The organism is Pseudomonas sp. A-1 (genome assembly GCF_004801855.1).
Lineage (GTDB): Bacteria > Pseudomonadota > Gammaproteobacteria > Pseudomonadales > Pseudomonadaceae > Geopseudomonas.
This window is the reverse complement of record NZ_SSTC01000002.1, coordinates 53,107-74,188: the sequence shown is the minus strand read 5'-3', so window position 1 is coordinate 74,188 and position 21,082 is coordinate 53,107. Positions and strand designations below refer to the sequence as shown.

General features: G+C 66.8%; 28 protein-coding genes. All 28 read right to left on the bottom strand.

Going from position 1 to position 21,082, the window contains the following annotated elements; genetic code table 11:
* Position 1: 1 nt before the first annotated feature.
* Entirely contained in the window at positions 2 to 586 is a 585-nt protein-coding gene (locus E5198_RS00935) for a hypothetical protein (RefSeq protein WP_136488133.1), read from the bottom strand.
* 66 nt (positions 587 to 652) lie between these two features.
* On the bottom strand, positions 653 to 1,840 hold the full coding sequence (locus E5198_RS00930; RefSeq protein WP_136488132.1) for a hypothetical protein: 1,188 nt from the start codon (positions 1,838 to 1,840) through the stop codon (positions 653 to 655).
* Complete coding sequence (locus E5198_RS00925; protein ID WP_136488131.1) at positions 1,840 to 4,629, bottom strand: hypothetical protein; 2,790 nt, start codon at positions 4,627 to 4,629, stop codon at positions 1,840 to 1,842. The genes E5198_RS00930 and E5198_RS00925 overlap by 1 nt, the downstream gene beginning before the upstream one ends.
* Positions 4,626 to 4,982, bottom strand: coding sequence for a hypothetical protein (locus tag E5198_RS00920; protein ID WP_136488130.1), 357 nt, complete (start codon positions 4,980 to 4,982; stop codon positions 4,626 to 4,628). Before E5198_RS00920 ends, E5198_RS00925 begins: the two co-directional genes overlap by 4 nt.
* A complete protein-coding gene (locus E5198_RS00915) occupies positions 4,973 to 5,893 on the bottom strand; it encodes a hypothetical protein (RefSeq protein ID WP_136488129.1) in 921 nt (306 codons plus the stop codon). The genes E5198_RS00920 and E5198_RS00915 overlap by 10 nt, the downstream gene beginning before the upstream one ends.
* Positions 5,886 to 6,185, bottom strand: coding sequence for a hypothetical protein (locus E5198_RS00910; RefSeq protein ID WP_136488128.1), 300 nt, complete (start codon positions 6,183 to 6,185; stop codon positions 5,886 to 5,888). Before E5198_RS00910 ends, E5198_RS00915 begins: the two co-directional genes overlap by 8 nt.
* Entirely contained in the window at positions 6,182 to 6,724 is a 543-nt protein-coding gene (locus E5198_RS21795) for an HNH endonuclease (RefSeq protein ID WP_218569023.1), read from the bottom strand. The genes E5198_RS00910 and E5198_RS21795 overlap by 4 nt, the downstream gene beginning before the upstream one ends.
* A 191-nt stretch (positions 6,725 to 6,915) precedes the next feature.
* Entirely contained in the window at positions 6,916 to 7,323 is a 408-nt protein-coding gene (locus E5198_RS00900) for a hypothetical protein (protein ID WP_136488127.1), read from the bottom strand.
* A complete protein-coding gene (locus tag E5198_RS00895; protein ID WP_136488126.1) occupies positions 7,280 to 7,504 on the bottom strand; it encodes a hypothetical protein in 225 nt (74 codons plus the stop codon). Before E5198_RS00895 ends, E5198_RS00900 begins: the two co-directional genes overlap by 44 nt.
* Before the next feature lie 9 nt (positions 7,505 to 7,513).
* On the bottom strand, positions 7,514 to 8,170 hold the full coding sequence (locus E5198_RS00890) for a DUF6682 family protein (protein ID WP_136488125.1): 657 nt from the start codon (positions 8,168 to 8,170) through the stop codon (positions 7,514 to 7,516).
* A gap of 2 nt (positions 8,171 to 8,172) precedes the next feature.
* The gene (locus E5198_RS00885; RefSeq protein ID WP_136488124.1) at positions 8,173 to 8,565 is read right to left on the bottom strand and encodes a hypothetical protein; all 393 of its coding nucleotides are present in this window, start codon (positions 8,563 to 8,565) and stop codon (positions 8,173 to 8,175) included.
* 56 nt (positions 8,566 to 8,621) lie between these two features.
* Positions 8,622 to 9,020, bottom strand: coding sequence for a hypothetical protein (locus E5198_RS00880; RefSeq protein ID WP_136488123.1), 399 nt, complete (start codon positions 9,018 to 9,020; stop codon positions 8,622 to 8,624).
* 12 nt (positions 9,021 to 9,032) lie between these two features.
* Entirely contained in the window at positions 9,033 to 10,136 is a 1,104-nt protein-coding gene (locus E5198_RS00875; RefSeq protein ID WP_136488122.1) for a N4-gp56 family major capsid protein, read from the bottom strand.
* A 230-nt stretch (positions 10,137 to 10,366) separates the two neighbouring features.
* Positions 10,367 to 11,269 (bottom strand): hypothetical protein, encoded by a 903-nt coding sequence (locus E5198_RS00870; protein WP_136488121.1) that lies wholly within the window; start codon positions 11,267 to 11,269, stop codon positions 10,367 to 10,369.
* A gap of 16 nt (positions 11,270 to 11,285) precedes the next feature.
* Positions 11,286 to 13,385: a genomic island protein gene (locus tag E5198_RS00865; RefSeq protein WP_136488120.1), complete on the bottom strand. Its 2,100-nt coding sequence runs from the start codon at positions 13,383 to 13,385 to the stop codon at positions 11,286 to 11,288.
* A 4-nt stretch (positions 13,386 to 13,389) separates the two neighbouring features.
* Complete coding sequence (locus E5198_RS00860) at positions 13,390 to 14,931, bottom strand: hypothetical protein (protein ID WP_136488119.1); 1,542 nt, start codon at positions 14,929 to 14,931, stop codon at positions 13,390 to 13,392.
* Positions 14,932 to 15,056: 125 nt separating this feature from the next.
* The gene (locus tag E5198_RS21750) at positions 15,057 to 15,482 is read right to left on the bottom strand and encodes a hypothetical protein (RefSeq protein WP_178084029.1); all 426 of its coding nucleotides are present in this window, start codon (positions 15,480 to 15,482) and stop codon (positions 15,057 to 15,059) included.
* Positions 15,482 to 16,066 (bottom strand): Gp49 family protein, encoded by a 585-nt coding sequence (locus tag E5198_RS00850; RefSeq protein ID WP_256658926.1) that lies wholly within the window; start codon positions 16,064 to 16,066, stop codon positions 15,482 to 15,484. The genes E5198_RS21750 and E5198_RS00850 overlap by 1 nt, the downstream gene beginning before the upstream one ends.
* Positions 16,067 to 16,127: 61 nt before the next feature.
* Complete coding sequence (locus E5198_RS00845; protein ID WP_136488118.1) at positions 16,128 to 16,754, bottom strand: hypothetical protein; 627 nt, start codon at positions 16,752 to 16,754, stop codon at positions 16,128 to 16,130.
* A gap of 31 nt (positions 16,755 to 16,785) precedes the next feature.
* The gene (locus tag E5198_RS00840; protein ID WP_136488117.1) at positions 16,786 to 17,043 is read right to left on the bottom strand and encodes a hypothetical protein; all 258 of its coding nucleotides are present in this window, start codon (positions 17,041 to 17,043) and stop codon (positions 16,786 to 16,788) included.
* A gap of 97 nt (positions 17,044 to 17,140) precedes the next feature.
* Positions 17,141 to 17,650: a lysis system i-spanin subunit Rz gene (locus E5198_RS00835; protein ID WP_136488116.1), complete on the bottom strand. Its 510-nt coding sequence runs from the start codon at positions 17,648 to 17,650 to the stop codon at positions 17,141 to 17,143.
* Positions 17,647 to 18,168 (bottom strand): lysozyme, encoded by a 522-nt coding sequence (locus E5198_RS00830; RefSeq protein ID WP_136488115.1) that lies wholly within the window; start codon positions 18,166 to 18,168, stop codon positions 17,647 to 17,649. Before E5198_RS00830 ends, E5198_RS00835 begins: the two co-directional genes overlap by 4 nt.
* Positions 18,165 to 18,422: a holin gene (locus E5198_RS00825; RefSeq protein WP_136488114.1), complete on the bottom strand. Its 258-nt coding sequence runs from the start codon at positions 18,420 to 18,422 to the stop codon at positions 18,165 to 18,167. The genes E5198_RS00830 and E5198_RS00825 overlap by 4 nt, the downstream gene beginning before the upstream one ends.
* Positions 18,423 to 18,481: 59 nt before the next feature.
* Complete coding sequence (locus tag E5198_RS00820; protein ID WP_136488113.1) at positions 18,482 to 18,784, bottom strand: hypothetical protein; 303 nt, start codon at positions 18,782 to 18,784, stop codon at positions 18,482 to 18,484.
* 102 nt (positions 18,785 to 18,886) lie between these two features.
* Entirely contained in the window at positions 18,887 to 19,327 is a 441-nt protein-coding gene (locus E5198_RS00815) for a RusA family crossover junction endodeoxyribonuclease (protein WP_136488112.1), read from the bottom strand.
* Positions 19,320 to 20,045 (bottom strand): replication protein P, encoded by a 726-nt coding sequence (locus tag E5198_RS00810; RefSeq protein WP_168772452.1) that lies wholly within the window; start codon positions 20,043 to 20,045, stop codon positions 19,320 to 19,322. Before E5198_RS00810 ends, E5198_RS00815 begins: the two co-directional genes overlap by 8 nt.
* Entirely contained in the window at positions 19,972 to 20,802 is an 831-nt protein-coding gene (locus tag E5198_RS00805; RefSeq protein ID WP_136488111.1) for a DnaT-like ssDNA-binding domain-containing protein, read from the bottom strand. Before E5198_RS00805 ends, E5198_RS00810 begins: the two co-directional genes overlap by 74 nt.
* Positions 20,803 to 20,872: 70 nt before the next feature.
* Complete coding sequence (locus E5198_RS00800; RefSeq protein ID WP_136488110.1) at positions 20,873 to 21,070, bottom strand: hypothetical protein; 198 nt, start codon at positions 21,068 to 21,070, stop codon at positions 20,873 to 20,875.
* Between the last annotated feature and the right edge of the window lie 12 nt (positions 21,071 to 21,082).

Below are 21,082 nucleotides of genomic sequence, written 5' to 3'. Positions count from 1 at the left end.
CTTACACCGTCAGCGACAGGCGATAGCCGATTTCGTAGGTGTCGCCGTTCTGGAACTTGCGCGCCGCGGCGTACTTCGAGGCCGACACCAGCACGCCAGTCGTGCCGCCTCGCACCGAGCTGGTCAGCAGCGCACAGCCAGTGACGTTCAGCTCGCTGGCGGTGGCGATGGTAACGGTAGCCGCGCTGGCCACGTTGTCGATGGAGCCGGTGGCCGTCTCGGCGGGGGTCCAGGTCGGACGCACAGCGCTGGTGAAGCCCTCGGACTGGCTGACGATCTCGCCAGCCGCCGCGGCGAAGCTGGCGGCCGTCCAGTTGCTCGCCGGTGCTGCCGCGCCGGAGAACAGGGCGAGGTGATAGCTGGCGACCTTGGCCTTGGCGCCGAGGGCGACGTTAAGCATGTGCGCCAGGCCCTCGGTGACGATCAGGTTGTCGCCTTCCTTCTCCCAGGCCCCGCCGTTGACGCGGCCGAAGTATTCGCCGGACGCCAACACGCCCTGGCGCGGGAAGTAGATGCCTGCATCGGTCAGGTCATAGCGTTCGCGGTGGATGGCGTGCGCGAGTTCGCGCCGGAGATTCGCGGTCATGGGTGTGCCTCTTGGATTGAGCCAAAAGGCGCACTCTTGCGCGCCGGATTGCTGCCGATGGCAGCGCTATCGAACGATGCTCAATAGCTTACTCCCGATGGCGACGGTCTGCCCAGCCGCGCCATGTATGCCGGCCACCTGCCGCGCGCGGGGCTCGATCACGGCGCCGTCGGCAGTGCCGAGGACGTGGCCATTGGCCGCCAGCCACGCCGCGCCAGCGCGCCCGCCGGCCTGGTCGCCGAGCACGTTGGAGTCAACCAGCAGGGCGCTGCCAGGCACCGGGGCGGCCGTCCGGCGCCGTTCCAGGTTCAGCTCGCGCAGGTCGACCCCGCGCAGGAACGCCACATGGTCCACCTGGCCGATCCAGACCCCGCCGTCGACCGGCGCCACGAAGGTGATGCGCTGCGGCAGCTGGACGAAGCCATGCCGTGGATCGTGGACGTGGTAGGCCATCGGCTCGGAGAAGCGCAGCACGTTGCGGCGTGCAGTCAGCAGCCGCCCCTGCCAGTGCGCCAGATAGCGCCCGCCTGGCATCGGCTCCATGTGCGCAAAGCGCGGCTCCGCGCCCAGGGCGCCCAGCGCCGGAACGGCCACCAGGCTGGTGCTGATCGGGTAGCTGTTCAGGCGCTGCAGGCGTCCGCCGTTGGGCTCGCTGCAGTACAGCGTCACCTGTGCCACGCTGGCATCGAAGCACATCGGCAGGGTGACGGTCAGGCCGCGCCCGGCCGGTACCTCCACCGCTGCCAGCGCGCTCAGCGGCGACTCGAGCCCGCCACGCGACCAGCTGACGGCCAGCGAGTAGCGCCCGGCCGGCAGCGACCCGTCGTCGCCCAGCGACACCATCGGCGCCGGCGGCACCGGCAGCGACAACGGCGCCAGACTGGCGCCGTCGAAGCGGAAAAGTCCCTCGGCCCCCGACACCAGCACCTGCATGCCCTGCTCCATATAGGCCAGCTCGCCATCGCCGACGTAGCCGAGCCGCTCGGTCGACCAGTCGGCGCGGTCCACCCGCACCAGGTAGCCGCCCTCGTCGCGGGCGAAGGTGTCACCGTGCAGCGGGCTGTGCCACAGGTCGCGCAGCCGGGATGCCGACACCTTGCGCAGGCCGGGCCGCAGCCGTAGCCCGCCGTCGCTGGTCGCATCCAGGTTGACGGCATCGCGGGCGAACACGGCGGGCACCTCGCCGCCGCGCCTCAGCGCTGTGTCGTCGCTCACGTTGTCGATGCCGGCGAACGGCATCAGGCGAATGTCCATTACAAGCCCCCCTTTCTGAACTGATCGGCGTTGCCATCCGGCCGGATGAACTGGTGCCACAGCCACGCCTCCGCGCCGCCGAAGCCCGTGCCAGGCTCCACGCCGATGGCGGCGATCACCTGCGGCTGCGCTTCAAAGGCCGGCGGGATGCTCCGCAGACGCACCCGCATGCGCCAGTCGAAGCGCTGCGGATCGTACTCGCTGATGAAGAAGTCGGTGCCCGGCACCCACAGGTCGCGCACCGCGAAGGACACCCAGGGCGTGCCGTACAGCGCCAGATCGTCGCCCCGCTGCCGGCTGGCCCGGCGCGGCCCCACGTCCAGGCTCTGCGGGTAGAGCAGCGAGCCGGGACGGGAACTGCCCATCGCCAGGCTGTCCCAGCCCTGCAGCGGCAGCTCGCGGTGGAAGTGCATGACCTCCATCTTGAGCTGATCGAACCCCGGCGGGTGCGGATTGTGCGCGTTGAACCCGTGCGGCTTGATCGTGTTGTCAGGGATCTCGGCGTTCGGGTCGCCCACCCGTGGATGGCCGATCACCATGAACTCGTCGGACAGGTACTGCTCCAGCACGCTGATACCGCCGAGCAGCCACTGGTAGCCGGCCCGGAAGGCCCGGAAGCCCTGGCAGCGGACGTGCTGCTTCATGTTGTAGACGGTCGGGCGGCCGGCGCCGGCCTGGTCGCCACCCGTTGCGGGGCGAAGCCACCGATGCCGGTGCTGCACGTCAGGGCGTCCGTACTTCGCGCCATCGCTGACCGGGTGCAGCGTTCCCGTCGGATGGTTCGCCATCGCCTGCACTGGCGCCTCCAGCACCGCATAGACCGTGTGCGGCGTCACCCGCGGCTTTCCATAGCGCTGGTCCGACAGCGCGATGCCGCCCGGCGCGATGAACTGCTTCTTGAACGGCTCCCACACCAACGGCCAGCCGAACGAGTCCTCCTTGAGGATCGACTGGACGATGGCCCCCATCAGGCGCACCTGCGGGGCGTCGGCATAGGGCGCTGCAATGCCGCCGGCGCCGGTGACGCTCTTGCTGCCCACCACCGGCGAGGGGAACGTGCCCGCCTGCAGGCCGGTTGGCAGCACGCGCTTCACGGCGGGCGGCGTGTAGCCGCCGACCAGGTCGACCTTCACCCTGTCGCCCAGGCGCAGGTAGTTGACGCCCGGCGGAGCGATCCAGCGGCGCCGGTCGGCGATGTGTGGCCTGCCCATGGCCTGCATCGGACTCCCGCCGGCCGCGGTGACGGGCCGCCACTCCAGGCGCACGAAGGGGGCACCGAACTCCGCGCTGTCGTGGCCGAAGATCGGCACCTCCGGGGTCAGGTTCTTGAGTGCCGGCCACCCCCACTGCGGCTCGGCGGACCAGCGCGGCGTGAAGGTGGCACGGTAGATCACCAGATCATGCCAGCCGATCCAGCCGGACTCGGCCGGCTTGGGCGCGATGTAGCGGGTGTAGTGCTGCACGTCCGGCATGCGAATGTAGGGCGGTGCGATGCCGTAGCGCTCGTCCTCGCAGAGGATCTCCCGAATGAGGTAGGCGACGAAGGGCTCGCCCAGGCTCGCGCCATCGAAACCGCTGTCGAGCGGGAAGCTGCGCCGGGTGTTCTCCAGCGCCGGCCGCGGTATCGAAGGGGCCGGGATTCCGGTGGGCGCCATCGGCTCCGGGCGGTACATGCCCACGGCATGCCAACGACCGATGCCGGGCGCCTCGATGCCATCCATGAAGAACGCCCGGATGGCCGGCGCCACCTGGCCGGACTTCTGCCACGGCGCCGGGTCGGCGCTGGGGATGCCCGCCGGATACAGCGGCACCGCCTTGTTCAGGATGGTCGGACGCATCACCTGATCGGTCGACGGCGCGACCGAGTGGTGGGCGATGTACCTGTCCCGGTTCTCCACCTTGGTCCAGCGCGACCACTTCTCGCCGTCCAGTGAGTCGCCCGACTCATGCAGGGGGGCATTGCTGATGTACTGGCGCAGGTTGACGAGCCGCGCCGTCCCCCAGCGCAGGGCCAGGTCGCCGTTGGTCAGGGTGCTCGGCACCAGAATGCGCCGGTTGCGGTTGATGACCGTGGGCGTGCCGGGGTCGACCATGAAGCCGATGGGCGCCAGCGTCCTCGACGGCGGGACGATGCGCGTGCCCCAGGCGGTCGCCTCGAAACCGCTGGGCCAGATGTTGCGGCTGCTGCCAACCATCTGCACGCCGATGCGCGTGGCGTAGTAGCCGCCGTGCTCGATCAGGCGCGGCGAGTGGCTGGTCCAGTGGTCGACGCTTGCCCAGGCCGGCGCGGCAATGCCCCCTACCGTGACCTTGAGCAGCCCACCGGCCATGTACGGCGGGCCGTAGGCGTCGGCGGCAAATCCTTGGTCCTTGAGCGATACGATGCGGTTGCGGTTGTAGGCGGTCGGCTTTCCCCACTGCGTCTTGCTGGGCAGGTTGCCGGCCTGCCCGATGTACTGGACGAAGTTGTAGACCCGCGCATCGGGCAGCAGGCTGGTCAACGGGCCGCGCGGCAGCAGGTACTGGGTGTAGTTGAAGACGAGCGGAGCACCGCAGGCGGAAGCTGCGAAACCTGCCGGCGCCAGCAGGCGCCACTGCAGGCGGATCAGGAGCTGGCCGTAGCCATCCGCGGCGATTCCGGGGATCACCACATACTGGCTTTCGCCGCCCCCGCCCGCCGCCCTGACGAACTCCAGCCTGACTTTGTTGCCAGGCGGCGGCGCGTAGGCGCTGTCCTCGAACCCCAGGGCGACCTTGTTGCCTTCGGGGGGGCTGTAGGGCGCGGTCATTGCGCGGGGGTCACGTCGGCCATGATGGTGTCGTTATGCCCGCCGAAGCGACCCACCACGTCGTAGCGCAGGCCGGGGCGCAGGCCCTCGACGCGCCAGGTGCCGTCCGGCGCCGCCTGCACCTCGGCCACCAGCAGGCCGTCAATGGCCGGGTCAGAGCTGCGCAGCAGCACGCGCACCTGTGCCGGCACCGGCTGGCCGTCGACCGTCGCCGCGCCGTCCGGCCAGTCGCCGGCCAGGTAGCCGGTGCCGGCGTGCAGGAACAGCGAGCGCGGCTGTGCCGGCAAGCTGATGCGCCCGGGGATGCGCCACTGCACGACAGCCTGGGCGGTCGACTGCAGGTCTACTCCCACTCGAAAATCACTCCATAGGTCGGGCTACCGGCGATGTGCTGCTTCATGCCGGCGAAGGCCAGGTAGGGTTTCTCCTCCCCGGAGAAGTCCAGCCGGATGAACCCGCCATTGGTGACGACCGCGGCGGCGATACTGAACGCCTTGCGGAACGGGACGGCGGCCTGGTCAAGCTCGGAGACGTAGCAGATCGGCGCCACGACTGGCACACCGCCGTCGTAAGCCGATCGAGGGCCGGCGATGCGGTTCGACAGGGCCGCATCGGTGTAGACGCCGGTGCCTTCGGTGAACTCGACGGTGAGGTTGGTGGTACCAGAGTTCGCAGAGTAGTTATCGCGATCGAGGATGCAGGCCCAGCCGCTCTCCACACTGCCATCCTTGCGGCGCATGCGCTCCACGTGCATCACGATGCCGGAGTGAAACAGGGGGCCGCTGACGTTGCGGTACTTGTGGCAGACCAGCAGGGTCAGTGTGTCGCCGCTGTAGCGCACGAAGTCGCCCAGGTTGCCGGCGACGTTGATATACCACTGGTGGTAGGCCGTTCCGCCGCTGGCGGGGGTAGAGCTCAACGACGATCGCCCGATCAGGGTGGTCCCGTCCTGAATGCCATCCGCCACCCCGTACTGGTAGCCGTAGACACTGTAGCCGTTGAGCGTCCAGCGCCCGATGCGGATCACGATGACGATGGGGAAAGCGGCCTGGTCGGCGTCGGTGAAGGCAAACGCCATCCACGCCGACACCCCGCCGGAAGCCGTCGGCACCTGCGAGGAGCTGCCACTCACGTCGTAGCCGCCGGACACCGCAAGCTGAGCCAGCCCTACGCTCACCAGGTAGTCGCGGATGGACTTCATGCTCGCGTGCATCACCGCGGCGTCGCTGATCGCCGGGGTCAGCTTTCCCTGAGCCTTAGCCATCGACCAGCTCCCCGAACGGCGTCTCCTTGGGCCACAGCCCCTTCTGCTGATGCCAGTTGCAGTATTCGTCGACGGCGCCGGGAATCTGGATCATCACCTTCGAGTCGATGCCGCGCTCGGCACAGAACATCTGGAACGGCGGAAGACCGGAAAGCCTGTGCGGGCTGATGTTGCGCGCCTTCTCGGCGAACTTCGTGCCGAAAATGCCCGACACATCGAGCACGATCGGCGGCGGCTTCACGCCCGGCATGGGGGGACCGCAATCAGCGCAGGGTTGAGTCGGTTCGCTCATGGTTTAATCTCCTTCAGCTTTTGCAACACCCTGGCACGCTCATCCGCGGTCAGGGATTCAATCATGTCCAGCACTTTGTCCACCACGCGCACCCCATGCGGGTCTTTCTTGCTGCTGCCAACGCCTGTCCACAGCTCCAGGTTCTCCGGGCGGTTGTCGTCGCGCTGGCCGTTCTTGTGATGGACGCGCTCGGTTGGTAGCAGCGGGCGCCCCAAGACCTGCTCCATGACCAAGCGGTGCTGCATGATCCATTTGCCACCAACCTTCTGCTGAACGTAGCCGGAGGAATGCCGCAGTTCGTGCCCTTCCGGGTGCCGATAAGGCCCGTTCGCCTTGCCGCCACCACGCGCCAACATCGAACATCGGCGCGAGCAGTACATCTGCTGCTTGCCGTGCGGCCGGATGAAGGCTGCGCCGCACTGCTTGCAGGTGCAGGCCCGATTGGCCTCCTTCAGCCGGTTGCCGCACTCGTAACTGCACGCGCGCTGCGCCTTGTACTTCCGCTCAAACGGCTTGCCGCACGCTTCGCACGGCGCCATTCGCCCAGCCTTCCGTGACGCATACCAGCATTCACTGCAGCAGTATTTGCCATCGGACGAAGCTGGCTTAAACACCTTGCCGCAGTGCGCACATGCTCGCTCTTGGATTGGCTGTCTTGTTGTGGCCATTACCAGCTCCCGATTGGATTCCGAGAAACAACAATAGCCAATATCCATGTGACACGGGAGTTCTATACTTTGAAAATCTTATTAGCACCATTATCCCAAGTCACAATAATATCCCCGCCATTCGGGGTGATCGGCAGTCCGGTGGCAGTGTCGATGTACGCGATCAGCGGGCTGGTATTTTCGGCGCCAGTGTCGACGTAGATGATGATCGCCTCGATGCTCGGCCCCGAGACGCTGGTGAACGTGCAGTCGGCCGCGTCGGCGGCGCCACCACTGGTGGACTTGGCAGTAAGCGTCACCGGCCCGGCGATGCGTGCGGATACGGGAATATCGGCCAGGTATTCGTGGATGGCGGTCTGCGGGGTATAGGCGCCCGTATCCACCAAGATGCACTTGATGGTGTCGCTCATCCAGTTGATCTGCGCCTCAAGAAAGCGCTGGCGAGCCTTGTCGTACAGAGTGTTGGCCATGAATGGCGTCTCCTTGCAGAGACGCACTCATGCGCGCCGATTTCGGGGTGTGAATCGGGGTGTTGCCGTCGGCAACGATCACCAACCGGGCCAGTTGGCCGGACTTCTTCTCGAGGCGAACAGTCGCGCCGCCGATGGTGACGGTTTCGCCGATCTTGAGGTCGACAGTCAGTTTGCTCATGGCCATCGCCTATCTCCAGTCGGAGTTGGTCTTGATACGGTGGGGGCGTCTTTCGGCCCGCTGCCGCAGCGTGTCGGCATCCAGGCGCTCGCCGAAGACCGCCTCGAAGGCAGCTTCATGCTTGGCGGCCCTGGCACTGTCCTCAGCGTCGCTGTCGCGCAGGGAAAAGGCGCGGAAGGCAGCCCAGTCCAGCAGGAATAGATGCAGGTGTATCGGCAGCTCGGGCTGGCTTGCGTCATCGCTCAGCGCCGCGGGGAGACGCTGCAGGGTGACCGCCGCCGCGTAAGCGCTGGCAGGCGCCGGGTAGACGATCAGCTCGCCGTCTCCACCGAAGTGGGCCGCCGTGAAGGCGTAGCTGCGCGGCTGCCCGGAGCGCTGCTCCCAGGCGCCCTGCTCGTCCAGCTCGGCCTGCGAGGTACGCGCCAGGGTCAGGCCCGGGGTGCGCACGCGCACCACATCGAGGGCCGACGCCGGCAGGCTGTAGCTACCCTGCCCCGCCACCAGCGGCAGCTGGATCGTCTCGGACAGCAGGCGCGAGCGGATCGCCGCCTCCTGCTGGGCCTCCTCGATCAGCGCATCCAGCAGATCGTCGGACCACAGGTAAGGCTCGGCCTGGTCATCCAGATAGGCGGAGCGCAAACGAGCACGCAACTGGCCGCGGTTCATGCTCAGTCTTCCAAGCCGGCCACGAACTCAGCCCAGGCAGCATCGGCCTCGCCCTTGGTCACGTTGAAGCCGGCCTGCGCCTTCAAGGCCTTCAGCGTCGGGCGGCCGGTGCCGTCCAGATCACCTTCGGCGTTGCGCTCCACGATGACCTCGATGGCGTTGCAGACCAGATCGAGCTTGCCGGCGCCGGTCGGCTCGGCTTCCTGATAGCCGCCCAAGCCGAGCAGCTTGCAGCCCTTGGCGATGGCCACCTCGTGAAAGCGCGGATGCAGCGCAGTGCCGGGCTTCTGGTCGACCGGGCTTACGGCATAGACCACCGCGCTGTGGCCACTGGTCAGGGAAATGTGGGTGTACTCGGTATCGTGCGGACTCGGGAGAAAACGGACTTCGCTCATGGTGTTCCCCTTGCGGTTGGATCAGGGCCGGAGTCACCCGGCCCGGACTTCAGGCCTCAGCCCTGGGTGAAGCAGACGCGACCGACGTCGATGTACTCGACGATCAGGCGGGCCTTGCCGGTGGTGGCCGCGGTGCCGGACTGCGCGAACTTGACGGTCAGGTCTCCCTGCTGGGGCATCGCGTAGCCGGTCGGCACCAGGGGCTTCTTGCCGGTGGTGGTCACGTCCAGCGGCGTGCCGGTGTAGCGGTCGTCGTCGCCGGCATCGCCAACCTTGAGGGTCGCAGTGGTGCCGCCATTGAAGGCCTCGGTGACGTACAGATCGCCGCGCAGCACGATGGCGCCGCCCGGCAGCTCGATGGCGCCCTGCGCAGTGCCTACCGCCACGTCGGCCAGGTTGAAGTCCACCCAGGCCACGATGGGGGGCTGGCGGCCGTCATTCTTGGAGATGGTCATGGCTCAGCCCCCTTACTGCTGGTAGTGGTCGCAGGCGATCACGCCGAAGTCCTCGACGGACTTGTCGTAGATCGAGTGGAACTTGGGCTTGAGGAAGCCGAGCATCTTGTCGACGCTGATGCCCTGCTTGGAGTCGTAGTCGAACTTCTTCTCGACCCACTCCGGCGTGCCCAGATCGGCCATGCCCAGCGCCTGCGCACCGCACAGCAGGGTTCGGGTGCCGTTCACGTTGCCGTCGGCGCCCCACTTCTCGCCGGCCGGCGCGCCCTGGGTGCCGAACACCAGACGGTGCTCATGAATCACCGCGCCATCGATGGTCACGGTCCCGCCGGTGAACCACGGGCTGTTGGCGCCATCCTTCTGCGCCAGGGCCACAACGGCGCGCTGGTAGTCCGGATCCTTCTTCAGCTGGGCCAGGGTGCCCGGCTGAACGAGCAGCACGTAGTACTCCTTGCCGCCCGCCATCAGGGGCTTGACGTAGTGGGTCTTCGCGTAGGCGATGAGATCCACGATCATCTTGTAGTTCGGCACGAAGCTGGCAGTGATGACGGAGGTATCACCGGGCACCAGCGCGGAGCCGTTCCAGGCCAGGTGACGCTTGGCGGTGGGGGCGGACACGTCGGCGGCGAACGCCAGAGACGGGAACGGCGAATTCACGCGCTTGGAGCCGTCCAGGTGGTACTCGTAGGAGACGCCGGACAGGGTGAGCATGCCCAACTGGTCGGTACGGTTGGACAGCCAGTAGGCCAGGCGCGACTTGGCCATCTCGCGGAAGTTGATCACGGTCTTCTGGTCGGCCAGCTTGCCCTTGTTGCGGACTTGGTGGCTGATCAGGTCGATGGTGATCTCCTGCGAGTAGGACATCATTTCTTCTTCGTTGCCCTCGCGCTGGTTGTCGCCGGTCACGCCGTCTTCAACCAGGTCAGCAACCAGATGCATGAGCACCTTCTCGCCCTTCTCGGTCTTGGTCAGCTCGGTAATGCGCTGGATCAGCGCGCCGTCGCCAGTGCCGAGGAATTTCTTGATGAACATCTGATCGCGGGCGGCCTGCCAAACGTCGCGCGACCAGACGATCTTCTGCTGCGGGGTCAGCCGCGCAAAGTTGGTAACGGACATGATCCGTCTCCTGTCGTCGTGAATTGCTGTCGGTTGTGTTCGGGTTGTGTCGCCACCCAGGCGAAGACGAGATTCAGGCTCTCGGGGCCGGCGCAGCTTTACGCCCTGCAGGCGAGGACACCGTGACTCGGTGAGCGAGGGCCGAAGCCCGGTGACGCACCGGCCCGAAGGCCGGCGGTCATGCAGCTGAGGAAGCTACGGGGCGAACGCTATGTGACTGGAATGGGCCGTCAACCCACGAAATCGCCGCGAGCCTTGCGCTTCTCGGCCTCGGGCAGCCTCTCGAATTCGTCCTCGCTGAGATTGGCGTAGTCGATCTTGCGGGCACGCTCGCCGACCCCGGGCATCGTCGGCGGGATGCGCCGCTCGCGTTCCAGGTTCTGCTCGATGGTCGCCTTGCCGTCCGGCTTGGCAGCAGGGGCTTCAGCGTAGCGCGGGCCGACCTTGGCCACGGCATCGGCGATGGCCTGAGCCGGCGACTTGCCGCGGGAAATATAAAGATCCCGCAGCGCTATCACCTCGTCGATGGCGTCCTGGTTGGCCTGCTCGCCAGCGGCATCGAGGAACGGGTAGCTCGCATAGGCCGCCGCCACGGCGGTCTCCACCTCGTTCTTGATCGCCTTCTGCTGCTGCTCGCGGGTGCGCTGCTCGAGTAGCTCCTGGGCGCGCTGCTCGGCGATGCGGGTCTGGCGCAGCTCGGTCTGCCGCTCGATCTCCTCCTCGAGCTGCTCGGCCTTGGCATCATCGCCCTCGTAGATCGCCTCGCGCAGCTGCTTGCGGGCAGCCTTGAAGTCGAATTCGGTCGGTTTCTCCTGCGGCTTCTGCTCAGCAGCCGACGGCTGGGTCTGCTGGGCGCCGCGGGCGCGGGCCAGCTCCTCCTCCAGCTGCAGGCGGGCGGCACGCTCCTGCTTCAGCTGCTCGTTGACCTCGTTGAAGCGCGCATGCGGCACGGTGCGGCTGCCCTTGGCCGGCGCCGGCTCTTCCTCCGCAGCTGCATCCCCCTCGTTCTCTTCACGCTCCTCGTCGTCCAGCGGCAGCTCGTCTTCCTCCGGCGGCAGGTCGCCGACCTCATCGCCGCGGTCCAGCAGATCGGTGTCCAGTTCGGTGTCCAGGTTGTCGTCGTTGTCGCGCATGGGAGCCCCCTTGGGTTTAAACAGGTTCGATGGCCTGGGTTTCGATACCCGCAGCCACGCCCACGGCCGGGTTGGCCGGGGTCAACGGATTGGTATTGGTCGGTGCGTCCGGTGCCACTGGTGCGGTCGGCACGTTGGCCTGGTACTCCGGCACGATGGGCGCCGCGTCGCGGTCGACGTAGCCGGCCGAGCGGAGCAGCGCATCGGCCAGCGGCGCGGTCGCCGGAGTGGTGGCGATCACCCCGGACGCCTGCATCGCGCTGTATTGCGACTCGACAGCCTTGTTCACGCTCTCGGCCAGGGTCTTCTGCGTCTGCGCCTGGGTCAGTGCCACCTTGGCCTCGACCAGCGGGTCGGCCTGCTGCTGGGCCTGCTGCTCGAGCGCGTCGATAATTTCCTGCTTGTGGGCCAGGTTCGAGTAGCGCAGCACGAACGGCCATGGGATCGGCGCGCCCTTGTCGACCAGCTCGATGGCCTGCAGGAACTGGCTGTTCTCGAAGGTCACCTGCAGCGGCACCTCGGCGATCACCACGTCGTACTCGCCGATGGTCAGGTCGTTGAGGATCTGGCCGTTGGCCGCCGGGTAGTTCAGCGCCAGCTCTTCGGTCATCTCCCGGCCGCGGGCGTCGGTCTCGACGATGCGGACGATGCGCGGCTGATCGTAGAAACCCTGGATCAGGTCGAGGATCCGTCGGGCCAGCAGGTTGCGGGTGCGCGCCAGGTTGTCCAGCGGCACGGCCAACTGCTGCTGGGCGGCGTGCTGGCGGCTCTGGATGGCGATGCCCGAAACCTCGCGCCCGGTGTTGCCCACCATGGCATCGTTGATGCCGGTGGCCTGCTCCAGCAGCACCGCGGAGCGCTCGATGATGCGGTCCAGCCCGGTCGGTACCTGGTTCGGCTGGATCTTGCGCGGCATCTTCTCGGTCGGAGTCTCCTTCTTCAGGCTGATGTGCAGCCCCGTCTCGGCGCCACGGTCCTCCAGTTCGTCCTCGGTCATGTTGGCCAGGGTGTTCGCCCAGGTGATCCAGCCCGAGTTGGCGGTGGTGTTGATGATGTGCAGCATCTGGCTCAGCGACTTGTTGAGCATCTGCTGCGGGCCGATGGCGTTGTCGACCAAGCCGCGAGTGACGCCGCGGCGGAAAAACGGGAAGTACGGCACAACCGTGAAGTGCTGGAACGGCGACCAGTCATCGTGCAGCACCACGCACTGCGTGCTGACCACCCAGCGCACCCGGCGGACACGGCGCTTCTGGCGGATCGCGCCGGCGGCCTCCATGGCGGCGACCCGAGCCGGGCTCAGGCTGTCGACCACCCGGATGTCGCCGGTCGGGGTGATCAGCACCTCGGCCTTCTCCATGCGCCAGAACTGGCGATCGATCACCCGCACTCGCCGCTCGCCGTCGGCCTGGGTGGCCACACCCATGCGGTCGTTGTAGCCGCTGTTGTTGTCGCCGAACTTGTTGCGGGCCTCGTCGCCCATGTCCTCGCCGAAGTCGCTCTCGTCCGGCTTGGTCTGGTCCACCTCGTTGCGCTTGGCGGTGCCGTACAGCGCCTCGATCTCGTCGAGGGTCAGCCAGCGGGTCACGATCACGTCGGCCCAGCTGTCCGGGTCGTAGCTCTTGGCATCCGGGTCGGGGATCACGTCCAGCGGGTCGAGCGCGTCGATGTGCACCTCGCCCAGCAGGCTGTCCTCATAGCTGATCCGCACGTCGAAGTAGCCGCGCTGCTGCACCAGGCCGTCGGCGAAGACCTGCGACTCCTTCCAGTGCAGCTGGGTGTTGTCGGCGATCTGCATGGTCAGCTTGGACAGGGTGCTGGCCAGATCCTGATCGGCCTGCCCGCCGCGAGGGCGGAAGGTGATGTCCATGCGGTTGGCGATCTGGTAGCCGAGGGCGGCGTTGATCTTCGGCAGGATCTGGTTGAACTCGAAGGCCGGGCGGCCGGCCTCGGCCAGGGCCTGCAGATCTTCCGCGCTCCACTGCAGGCCGCCGCCCAAGTACATGCCCTCGTTGATGCGAGCGGTCTTCACGTAGTCCAGGTGCCCACGCATACGCCCGTACTCGTAGCGCTGCCAGTTCTCGTAGGCCGTGCGGTTGGTTTCGGCGGTCGGACTCATCTCGTCAGGCACTCATCGCGGATTTGCGGGACCGGTTGCGCAGCAGCTTGGTGCGCCAGTCCTCGGTGAAGGTGTCGTCGGCCGCCACCGGCTCGGCGAAGGTCAGCGCCAGGGCGTCGCCGTCGTCCGGTGAGCGCCCCAGTTCCTCGCGGATCTTCTCCTTGGATTCGAGCTTCAGCTGGCCGTTGGAGCTGTACTTGTTGCCGCTGACGGCGGTCAGGTCGCCGTGCAGCTGGTCGTCGTCGGGGATGCAGGGGGTGATGTCGTCGTGCAGCCACTCGGCCAGCTCGCCCCACATCTCGGCGCGCTTGTTGAAGTACTTGCGCTCGTCGGTGGCCTTCGAGCCGAAGTTGACCGCGGTCACCCGTTCACCAAAGCCGAGCTCCACCAGGCGGTCGTAGATGCCGGCGCCCAAGCCGCCGATATCGACAAACAGCATCCGGATGGTCCGGTCGTCCTGCAGCAGGCGCGCGGCGCGGCCGGTGACGGCCATGGTGTCTGCGATGTCGATGCGCTCCAGCCCCCAGGCCACGCGGCCCTGGCGATGGATGAAAGTCGAGGTGTCGCCGCCGCGGGCCGGGTCAAGGCCGACCACATGGGCGCCGATACGCTGCATGTGCTCAATGCGCTGCTTGCGGGCGCGCTGTACCCGCAGGGTCTTGATCAACGGCTTGTGGCCAACCTTGAGGAAGGCCATGTCGGGGGTTGCCGGGTACTCCTGGTTGAACCAGTCCTCGTCGCCGGTGAAGTCGGTGTCGATCTTGGAGCGGCGCCAGGCCATCTGCTCGAGGTCGAGCCCGAAGGTGGCCATGTACTCCTGCTCCTCGGCGCTCATCTCGAAGCCGGGAGGCACCTCGCGGCGGTACTCGCGCTGCACGAACCAGGGGATGAACACCGGCATGAAGTCGGACTTACCGGCGACAGCCAGCGTCCACATCTTGTGGAACAGATTGCCCAGACCGTTGGCGGTCGTCTCGAGGATCATCTCGCTGCCCGGCAGCAGCGGCACGGTCTGGCCCAGCCCCGCCATGATCTGCTGGGCATTGGGCCAGAACGCCACCTCGGAGCCATGCAGGTACTGCACGGTGTCGGAGCGCCCGGCGTTCTTCGAGCCCGCGGTGGCCACCTTGTAGCCACTGCGCAGTTTGGCGAACGACAGTTCGTTACCCGAGTTGGCCTTGATCGCCGGCTGCAGCGCCGGATCGCTCAGCTCGTAGTAGGTCTTCGCCATCCCGAACAGGTTCTGCGTGGCGGCGTCCAGGTGCGTCAGGATCATCGTCCGCTTGCCGAAGCGCATGCTGGTGCGCTTGTAGAAACGAGCCGCGACGTAGGTCGAGCAGCCCTGCTGACGGCCCTTGAGCACCAGGGCCCGCACCCAGCCACAGTGCTGCAGCTGCTCCTCGAGCTTGGCGTGCAGCAGGCGCTGGGCGTCGTTCCACTCGAAGGGGACGATGTTGCCTTCCTTCGTGCGGATCTTGAGGTTACGCGAGCAGTAGAGCTCGTCGTCCTCGATCAGCTTCTGCAGCAGGATGTCGGCGTTGGTCACGGGGCGGCCACAATCGTTGCGATGTGGCGGACGCTATGTGACTGGAGCGGCGGCGCAAGCCCTGCGCGCAGGCGAAAAAAAGCCCGCACGGGGCGGGCTAATGGGCGACCAAGGCGCGGTCAGGATCAGAACGCGGCGATGCGCTCGCCGAGGACGCTGGACAGCTCGCCCATCAGCATGTTCTGCCGATACAAGCGGCGCTGTTCATCCAGCGGCAGGCTGGCGAAGGTGTCGCCCATGATGAAGCTGCGCAGGCGCTCGGCTCGCGCGTCCAGATCGGCGCGCTCGGCTACCACTCGGATCTGGTGCGGCGCCTGGCCGTCGGCGGCATCGAAGGCCACGTTGGCACGCTCGAACTGCTCGGCCGGCGACCAGCTGATATAGCCGGCGTGGCGGTCGTCGTTGGGCTTGCCGCCGTCGTGGTACTCGACCAGATAGCCGGCGTCGGCGCCGTCCTCGTTGGCCGGCAGCTCCCAGCCGCGGTAGGCGTTGTACTCGGCGCGCGTCATGGGCTGCGCACTGACGATTTTGGTCCCGATGTACTGGCGCATTAGCGTGCCTCCAGGGTGGTAACTGGGCCGCAGGTACTGCCGCTGCAACGCGGATCACGCAGGCGCTGGAACAGGGCGTAGCCCTCCAGCTCCCACAGCTTTCCGGTGGCCTTCTCCAACGCATTGCGGCCGGCGTATTTCTCGCCGATGGCCTGGTTGTAGTTCTCCGGGCTGACGCACGCGGAGAAGCCGGTGGCCAGGTAGAACTCGTCATCAAGGAAGGCGTGGGCGAAGGTTGCGGTGGCGCCCTCCGGGTGCTCGTAGCGGTAGGTCACGCGCGCCAGCAGCTCGTTGATGCGGTCTTGGGTGACGCTCGGCGCGGCAAAGCTTGCCTCCAGGGCGCGCTGCTCGGCCTCGCGGGCAGCTGCCGAGCCGCCAGCGATGTTCACCACGCTCATGGCCTCGTCAGCCAGTCGCGCTGACTGCGTAGGGGATGCTTCGCCGAGGCTGTCCAGCAGGGAGTCGATCACCTTCAGCACCTTGTGCGCGGTGGAGGTGGCTTGGTCGTCGCGCCGGGTAATGCTCAGCAGATCCTTGGCGGTGTAGCCGAGCGCGCTGATTGCGTGGATGATCTTCTCGTTCATGGGGATCTCCAGTGGTTGGAGCCCGGCAGGCTATGTGACTGGCGAGCGGCCGCAACCCCATCTACTGGCTGTCACCCACCAGCCGCGCCAGCCGCTCCTCGAAGCTCTCCTCGCTCGACACCTCGTCGAGGTTGTAGGCCTGGCGCTCCAGCGGGATCAGGTTCTTCAGTGCGGTCGACAGGTCGCGGATCACGCCCGCATGCGACGGCAGGCTCACGGCCTTGAGCATGCGGGTGCGCCGCGCGGTGGTTTCGTCACCGGAGCACTCCCGCTCGATCTCGTCCTCGATCTCTTCGCGATGCCGCGCCGCCTCCTCCAGCTGCGAGAACAGCAGGCCGACCAGCCGGTGCCCATGGCCGATGTCCTTCCGGTGCCGGCTGATGACCGCCAGATTGGTCTGGACGGCCACCTCGATGTCTTCCCGCGTGGGGGCGTTTCCAGCCGAGGAAACAGCGTTTCCATCCCGTGTTTCCTGCTCGGCCGCCGGCGCCTTGATCAGCGCCGCACGGGTCCGCTCACGCACCTCCTGGCTGGCATCCTGAGTCCACCCCTCCTTCTTGGCTTTCTTGCTGATCGCGCCTGGGGTGGTGCCGTGCTTGGCCGCCAAGGCGCGCAGAGACAGCTGGCCAACTCGGTAATCCCGCTCAACCGCCTCCCAGTCGATCTGCTTGCGCTCACCGCCTGCCATGCGTCACCTCTTCAGCCATACCCGGCCTACCTCAGCCCCGCCACACATGCAGGACGTGATCACCCTCGCCCTCGGCCCGGGCACGCGCCTTGAGCTCGACCAGAAGCTGCTCCACGCGCTCCACCTGCGCAGTGTCCACCCGGCCACCGAGTACAGCGCTCTCGCGCTCACCGGCCAGGCTGATGACCAGCAGCAGGTCGGCGTCGCCTTTCTCCAGGGCCTCGCCTGCCAGCCCCATGGCCTCGGTAACGGAGAGGAAGGTGTCGTCGTTGATCTTGTCGATACTCATGGCTGCTCCTGCAGTCGCGGTAGTTGAGCCATCGACGCTATGTGACTGGCACCGACAGGCAACGGGCATGAAAAACCCCGCCGAGGCGGGGTCTGTTCTACTTCATCAATTCCCTGGCCCACTGCTGCAGGTAGGCCAACTTCTGCTGGTCGCTGATCATTCCTGCCCGGATATCCCAAACAGACTGTCCAGCTCGCTCACTGAGTTCGAGGCGGGCTGCATCGCCCATGCTGCCGGCGCCGGCGGCCGCTGACACAACGGCGTCGGCCTGGGCGACTCGGACCTCGATGCGCAACCGGCGACGCTCATCGTCAGCAGCAGAATAGAGGCGGCGCAGGCGTTCATTCTCAGCGAGGGCATCGGATAGCTCCTTGGTGGTGTTCGTGTCCAGGACGTGCAGGCGCTCCTCCAGCGCCTGGCGGGCCTGCTGCTGGCCGGCGATGGCGGCCGCGTGTTCCTCGGCTATGCGCTGCAACTGGCTGGAATGCTGCTCTCCCTGCTCGGCCAGCTCCGCACCGAGCCGCCAGCCCTGCAGGGTCATCCCCAGCAGCAGGCCAGTGGCCAAGCAGGCGCCACCGACGAAGGTGACAGCGCGCGTGCTGATCATCGCTGTGCCTCCAGGCACTTGCGGTGCCGTTCCTGCTGCCGGGTCCACACGCCCCTGCAGCCCTTCGGCCCCCAGTTCTGCGGCAGGCTGCAGTCGCGTCCGGCTTGGCGGCGCCAGCGCAACAGCGCCTCGCACGCCTGCCGGTACTCCCCGACCAGCAGGTACCGGCGCATGCTCGAGCTGCGCCAGTTGCCGATGCCGAACTGGCCGCTGAAGTCGAGGTAGAGGTCGTATTCCTCCTGGTGCAGCGACACCCCGGGCAGCGAGGCCCGGAAACGCTCCTCCTCCTCGCTGTGAAGATTGCGCGCCAGCTGCAGGGCGCGCTCGCGGGTGATCGGCGGGTCCGTCAGCCGCACCGGCGTGCCGTCCTCGTAGCGGGTGCTGCCGGCGCCGATGGTCGGCACGTCGCCCTGGGTCGGTATGTGCGGCGTCAGCACCAGGCCCTCGCCAGCCACCCAGCCAAGGAAGCCAGCCGCGCTCAGTGTGAGCACCGCAACAGCCTGACGTGTCCGGCTCATGGCTCGCACCGCTCCTTGAGCGCCTCGATGCGCGCCGTGCTCTCGGCGGATTCACGGCGATCTCGCCGAATCTGGAAGTAGATGTTCGCCGCCAGGCCCAGTGCGGCAATCACCACGCCAGCAATTCCGATCCAGTTCACCTGCGCCAGCCAGCCGACCAGGCCGGTGGCCGCGCCGGCCATCGTCGCCTTCTGACCAAGCGAGGCTCCGACCACTTCCGCCGCGAGTTCCGTGTGCGTGTGCTGGGCCGCCATTCTTCGTGCACCTGTCCAGTGATGAGGTGCCGGCGACGCTATGTGACTGGCCCAGCCGGTCAACGCCCTGCCCTGACCTCCTGCCCAGGCTTGCTGCTGAGGATCCACCCCTGCATCCACAGACCTCGTGGACGCTCCGGATCCAGCGCGTCCCGCCAGTTGTCGCCCCTCATCCTGCGCATCTTCACCGTCTGCCACTTCAGCCCGCGCAGCTCGGCCCACTCGCCAGCGCTCCTGGTCACGCCGTTGATGGTGATCGGCGTTCCAGATGCGCAGGTGGTCGATACTCGCGCGACCTCGACAACCGTCAGGTCCAGCGTGAGCTGCTGCTCGCAGTCGTAATGCCGCGATCTCCACCGCATGCGATCCCCTCCCCCGAAGGTGCTACCATTGGCCTTGTCACGGGCGGCTGCACTTTCGGGTGGGTCGCTTTTTTTATGCGCGGGCGGCTGCGGAAGCGCGCATTACTCCCCCTCCATCAGCGGCACGATCCGCACCCTCACGCCGGGTGTCTCGCTGTACCGGCGCCGGAACACTCCGTCGGTAGCCTGCACGTCGTCTTTCCAGACCACGCCGTTGCAGCCATCGCAGATGGCCTTGAGCACGTTGTCCGTGTCGGGCTTCTTCATCGGCAGCAGCTCGCCGGCGAGCGCCATGGCCTTCCGTTTTTTCGACATGGATTGCGGAACCCCATGCAGGATGTGCAGCTCGATCAGCACCGGCCCGGTGATCATGTCGCGGCCCTGCATCGCCTCCTGGGCGGCGAGCGCTACCAGGCCCTCGTAGGCCACGGTCTTCGCCGGCGTGAACATGCGGGCATGCTGGCCGACCCGGCCGATCCGCGGACGCCCCTTGCCCTGGGGCTCGCCTGGGACTGTGAACACGATGGGGCGGAAGTCAGCCATGGGCCTGCTCTCCGCGCTGGATGCCCAGCTTGGCCAGCAGCGCCAAGCGTGCCGCCTGGCCGGCCTGCGGGACTCCCTGCTGCTTGAGGCGCTCCTGAAACTGCTGCTCGGCGTGCTCGTCGGCCAGCTCAAGAACCGACTTCTGGCTGTCGTGGCAAATGCCCTTCAGGATCGCTCCATCGAGCGGCTCGCCGTTCTCCAAGCGGCGCACCACGATGGCGTAGTTGCGCTCGAACTCAGCACGCAGCACCACGTCGCCGTAGCCGGAGCGCTGCAGGTCGTAGGTTCCCGTCAGCTTGGCGGCCACCCTCACGGCCTCGTGGCCGTAGTGCTTGCGCAGGGCCTGATACCAAGCGGTACCGGCATCAGGGACCCCATCGATGCGCAGGCACAGCTTCACGAACTCCTTGAGGCTGGGCGGGTAATCGGCGTCCAGCACCATCCGCTGCAGACCACGATCGACCTGCACATCGGTCAGGGATTTGATGCCCGTCATCCAGATCCGCTTGGCAAGGCTCTCGGCCCGCACGTCGCCGTAATGCCGCTCGTACCAGGCCGGGTAGCTGCTCTTGAGCGTGGCGAACACGCGCTTGACGGCGGTACGCGCCCTGGCCTCTAGGTCGTGCACATTGCTCTCCACGGAATCACCAGTTGTCGTCGTGCAGGATGTCGACAGCACTGCGCGTGCGCCGCGCAGGAGTTCGTCCACGGGCTTCATGGGCCATGTCCTCGGGTCTGGATTGTTGGATTCGGGTGGTGCGCTTGAGCTGCTGGGCGAGCTGGTGCTCCCACTGAGCTTGCGTCTGGTGCTTGTCTGGCCTGGCGATCCAGTAGCTGCGGAACTCCAGGAGTTGATCAGGGTGGAACCGCACGTTGGCCATGCCGTTGCGCGTGAGCACCGCCGCGAAGGTATTGCGGCCTGGCTCCCAGCCATCGTGCATGGGGAAACGGTCACGGGCGTCGAACGCCTCGCACGCGTTGTGTGCTGTAGGATTGCTTTTACCGGATACCGGAGGTGTGCCCACTTTCGGCAATTCACCCCCTCCCACTTCTCTGCCCTCTTCTTCCGTGGAAGCCGCGTCGTTACTGGGCTGCGGCCCTCCCACATCACTGCCCACTTCATCTGCCCACTTACTGCCCACTTTATTTCGGGCGGACTGATCCCGTGTCGCCAGCAGCAGCTCGAAAACAAGGCGCCTCTCGGCCTGGTTCTGGCTGAGCAAACCCGCCTTCTGCAGCCAGACCAGGGCCCGGCGCAGCTCCTTCTCGGATGCCTCGCCGCCCTTGATGCCTTGGTGTGGCTCGACGTACAGCTCCTCGGCGATGGACTTCCACGAGACGCCGCGCTTGATGCCGACGATGCCGGTCGAGAAGTCCATGAACGGCCGCAGGCCGAACACGTAGATCTCGCGCGCCAGCATCGGCAGCCCTCGCAGGGCCTCGCGCTCATCGTCGTTGATCTGGAAACTTGGCATTCGGCAATCCCATTGCGCCCTGGTAGGGCCTCCCATGTCGGAAAGCCCCGCTCTCGCGAGGCCTCCCGGCCTATCCCTTGACCAGCACCAGGCGCTGGCCATGCGAGGCGGTCAGCGCGTAGAGCTGCTGCTGCAGGTTTTCCAACGCCACGGCCACCAGGGCCTCGCTGGGTTTGCAACCGCGGCGGGCCGCCTCCCGGTCGAGTTCTTGCCGCTCGGCGTGGCTCAGCCGCGCCAGTGCCGCATCACATACGTCCTTTGCGAACATCGAATCCTCCTA

Excerpts from the sequence above, each read along its gene's own strand:
- E5198_RS00935 (WP_136488133.1), bottom strand. The coding sequence starts at position 586 with ATGACCGCGAATCTCCGGCGCGAACTCGCGCACGCCATCCACCGCGAA.
- E5198_RS00930 (WP_136488132.1), bottom strand. The coding sequence starts at position 1,840 with ATGGACATTCGCCTGATGCCGTTCGCCGGCATCGACAACGTGAGCGAC.
- E5198_RS00925 (WP_136488131.1), bottom strand. The coding sequence starts at position 4,629 with ATGACCGCGCCCTACAGCCCCCCCGAAGGCAACAAGGTCGCCCTGGGG.
- E5198_RS00915 (WP_136488129.1), bottom strand. The coding sequence starts at position 5,893 with ATGGCTAAGGCTCAGGGAAAGCTGACCCCGGCGATCAGCGACGCCGCG.
- E5198_RS00910 (WP_136488128.1), bottom strand. The coding sequence starts at position 6,185 with ATGAGCGAACCGACTCAACCCTGCGCTGATTGCGGTCCCCCCATGCCG.
- E5198_RS21795 (WP_218569023.1), bottom strand. The coding sequence starts at position 6,724 with ATGGCGCCGTGCGAAGCGTGCGGCAAGCCGTTTGAGCGGAAGTACAAG.
- E5198_RS00900 (WP_136488127.1), bottom strand. The coding sequence starts at position 7,323 with ATGGCCAACACTCTGTACGACAAGGCTCGCCAGCGCTTTCTTGAGGCG.
- E5198_RS00895 (WP_136488126.1), bottom strand. The coding sequence starts at position 7,504 with ATGAGCAAACTGACTGTCGACCTCAAGATCGGCGAAACCGTCACCATC.
- E5198_RS00890 (WP_136488125.1), bottom strand. The coding sequence starts at position 8,170 with ATGAACCGCGGCCAGTTGCGTGCTCGTTTGCGCTCCGCCTATCTGGAT.
- E5198_RS00885 (WP_136488124.1), bottom strand. The coding sequence starts at position 8,565 with ATGAGCGAAGTCCGTTTTCTCCCGAGTCCGCACGATACCGAGTACACC.
- E5198_RS00880 (WP_136488123.1), bottom strand. The coding sequence starts at position 9,020 with ATGACCATCTCCAAGAATGACGGCCGCCAGCCCCCCATCGTGGCCTGG.
- E5198_RS00875 (WP_136488122.1), bottom strand. The coding sequence starts at position 10,136 with ATGTCCGTTACCAACTTTGCGCGGCTGACCCCGCAGCAGAAGATCGTC.
- E5198_RS00870 (WP_136488121.1), bottom strand. The coding sequence starts at position 11,269 with ATGCGCGACAACGACGACAACCTGGACACCGAACTGGACACCGATCTG.
- E5198_RS00865 (WP_136488120.1), bottom strand. The coding sequence starts at position 13,385 with ATGAGTCCGACCGCCGAAACCAACCGCACGGCCTACGAGAACTGGCAG.
- E5198_RS21750 (WP_178084029.1), bottom strand. The coding sequence starts at position 15,482 with ATGCGCCAGTACATCGGGACCAAAATCGTCAGTGCGCAGCCCATGACG.
- E5198_RS00850 (WP_256658926.1), bottom strand. The coding sequence starts at position 16,066 with ATGAACGAGAAGATCATCCACGCAATCAGCGCGCTCGGCTACACCGCC.
- E5198_RS00845 (WP_136488118.1), bottom strand. The coding sequence starts at position 16,754 with ATGGCAGGCGGTGAGCGCAAGCAGATCGACTGGGAGGCGGTTGAGCGG.
- E5198_RS00840 (WP_136488117.1), bottom strand. The coding sequence starts at position 17,043 with ATGAGTATCGACAAGATCAACGACGACACCTTCCTCTCCGTTACCGAG.
- E5198_RS00835 (WP_136488116.1), bottom strand. The coding sequence starts at position 17,650 with ATGATCAGCACGCGCGCTGTCACCTTCGTCGGTGGCGCCTGCTTGGCC.
- E5198_RS00830 (WP_136488115.1), bottom strand. The coding sequence starts at position 18,168 with ATGAGCCGGACACGTCAGGCTGTTGCGGTGCTCACACTGAGCGCGGCT.
- E5198_RS00825 (WP_136488114.1), bottom strand. The coding sequence starts at position 18,422 with ATGGCGGCCCAGCACACGCACACGGAACTCGCGGCGGAAGTGGTCGGA.
- E5198_RS00820 (WP_136488113.1), bottom strand. The coding sequence starts at position 18,784 with ATGCGGTGGAGATCGCGGCATTACGACTGCGAGCAGCAGCTCACGCTG.
- E5198_RS00815 (WP_136488112.1), bottom strand. The coding sequence starts at position 19,327 with ATGGCTGACTTCCGCCCCATCGTGTTCACAGTCCCAGGCGAGCCCCAG.
- E5198_RS00810 (WP_168772452.1), bottom strand. The coding sequence starts at position 20,045 with ATGAAGCCCGTGGACGAACTCCTGCGCGGCGCACGCGCAGTGCTGTCG.
- E5198_RS00805 (WP_136488111.1), bottom strand. The coding sequence starts at position 20,802 with ATGCCAAGTTTCCAGATCAACGACGATGAGCGCGAGGCCCTGCGAGGG.
- E5198_RS00800 (WP_136488110.1), bottom strand. The coding sequence starts at position 21,070 with ATGTTCGCAAAGGACGTATGTGATGCGGCACTGGCGCGGCTGAGCCAC.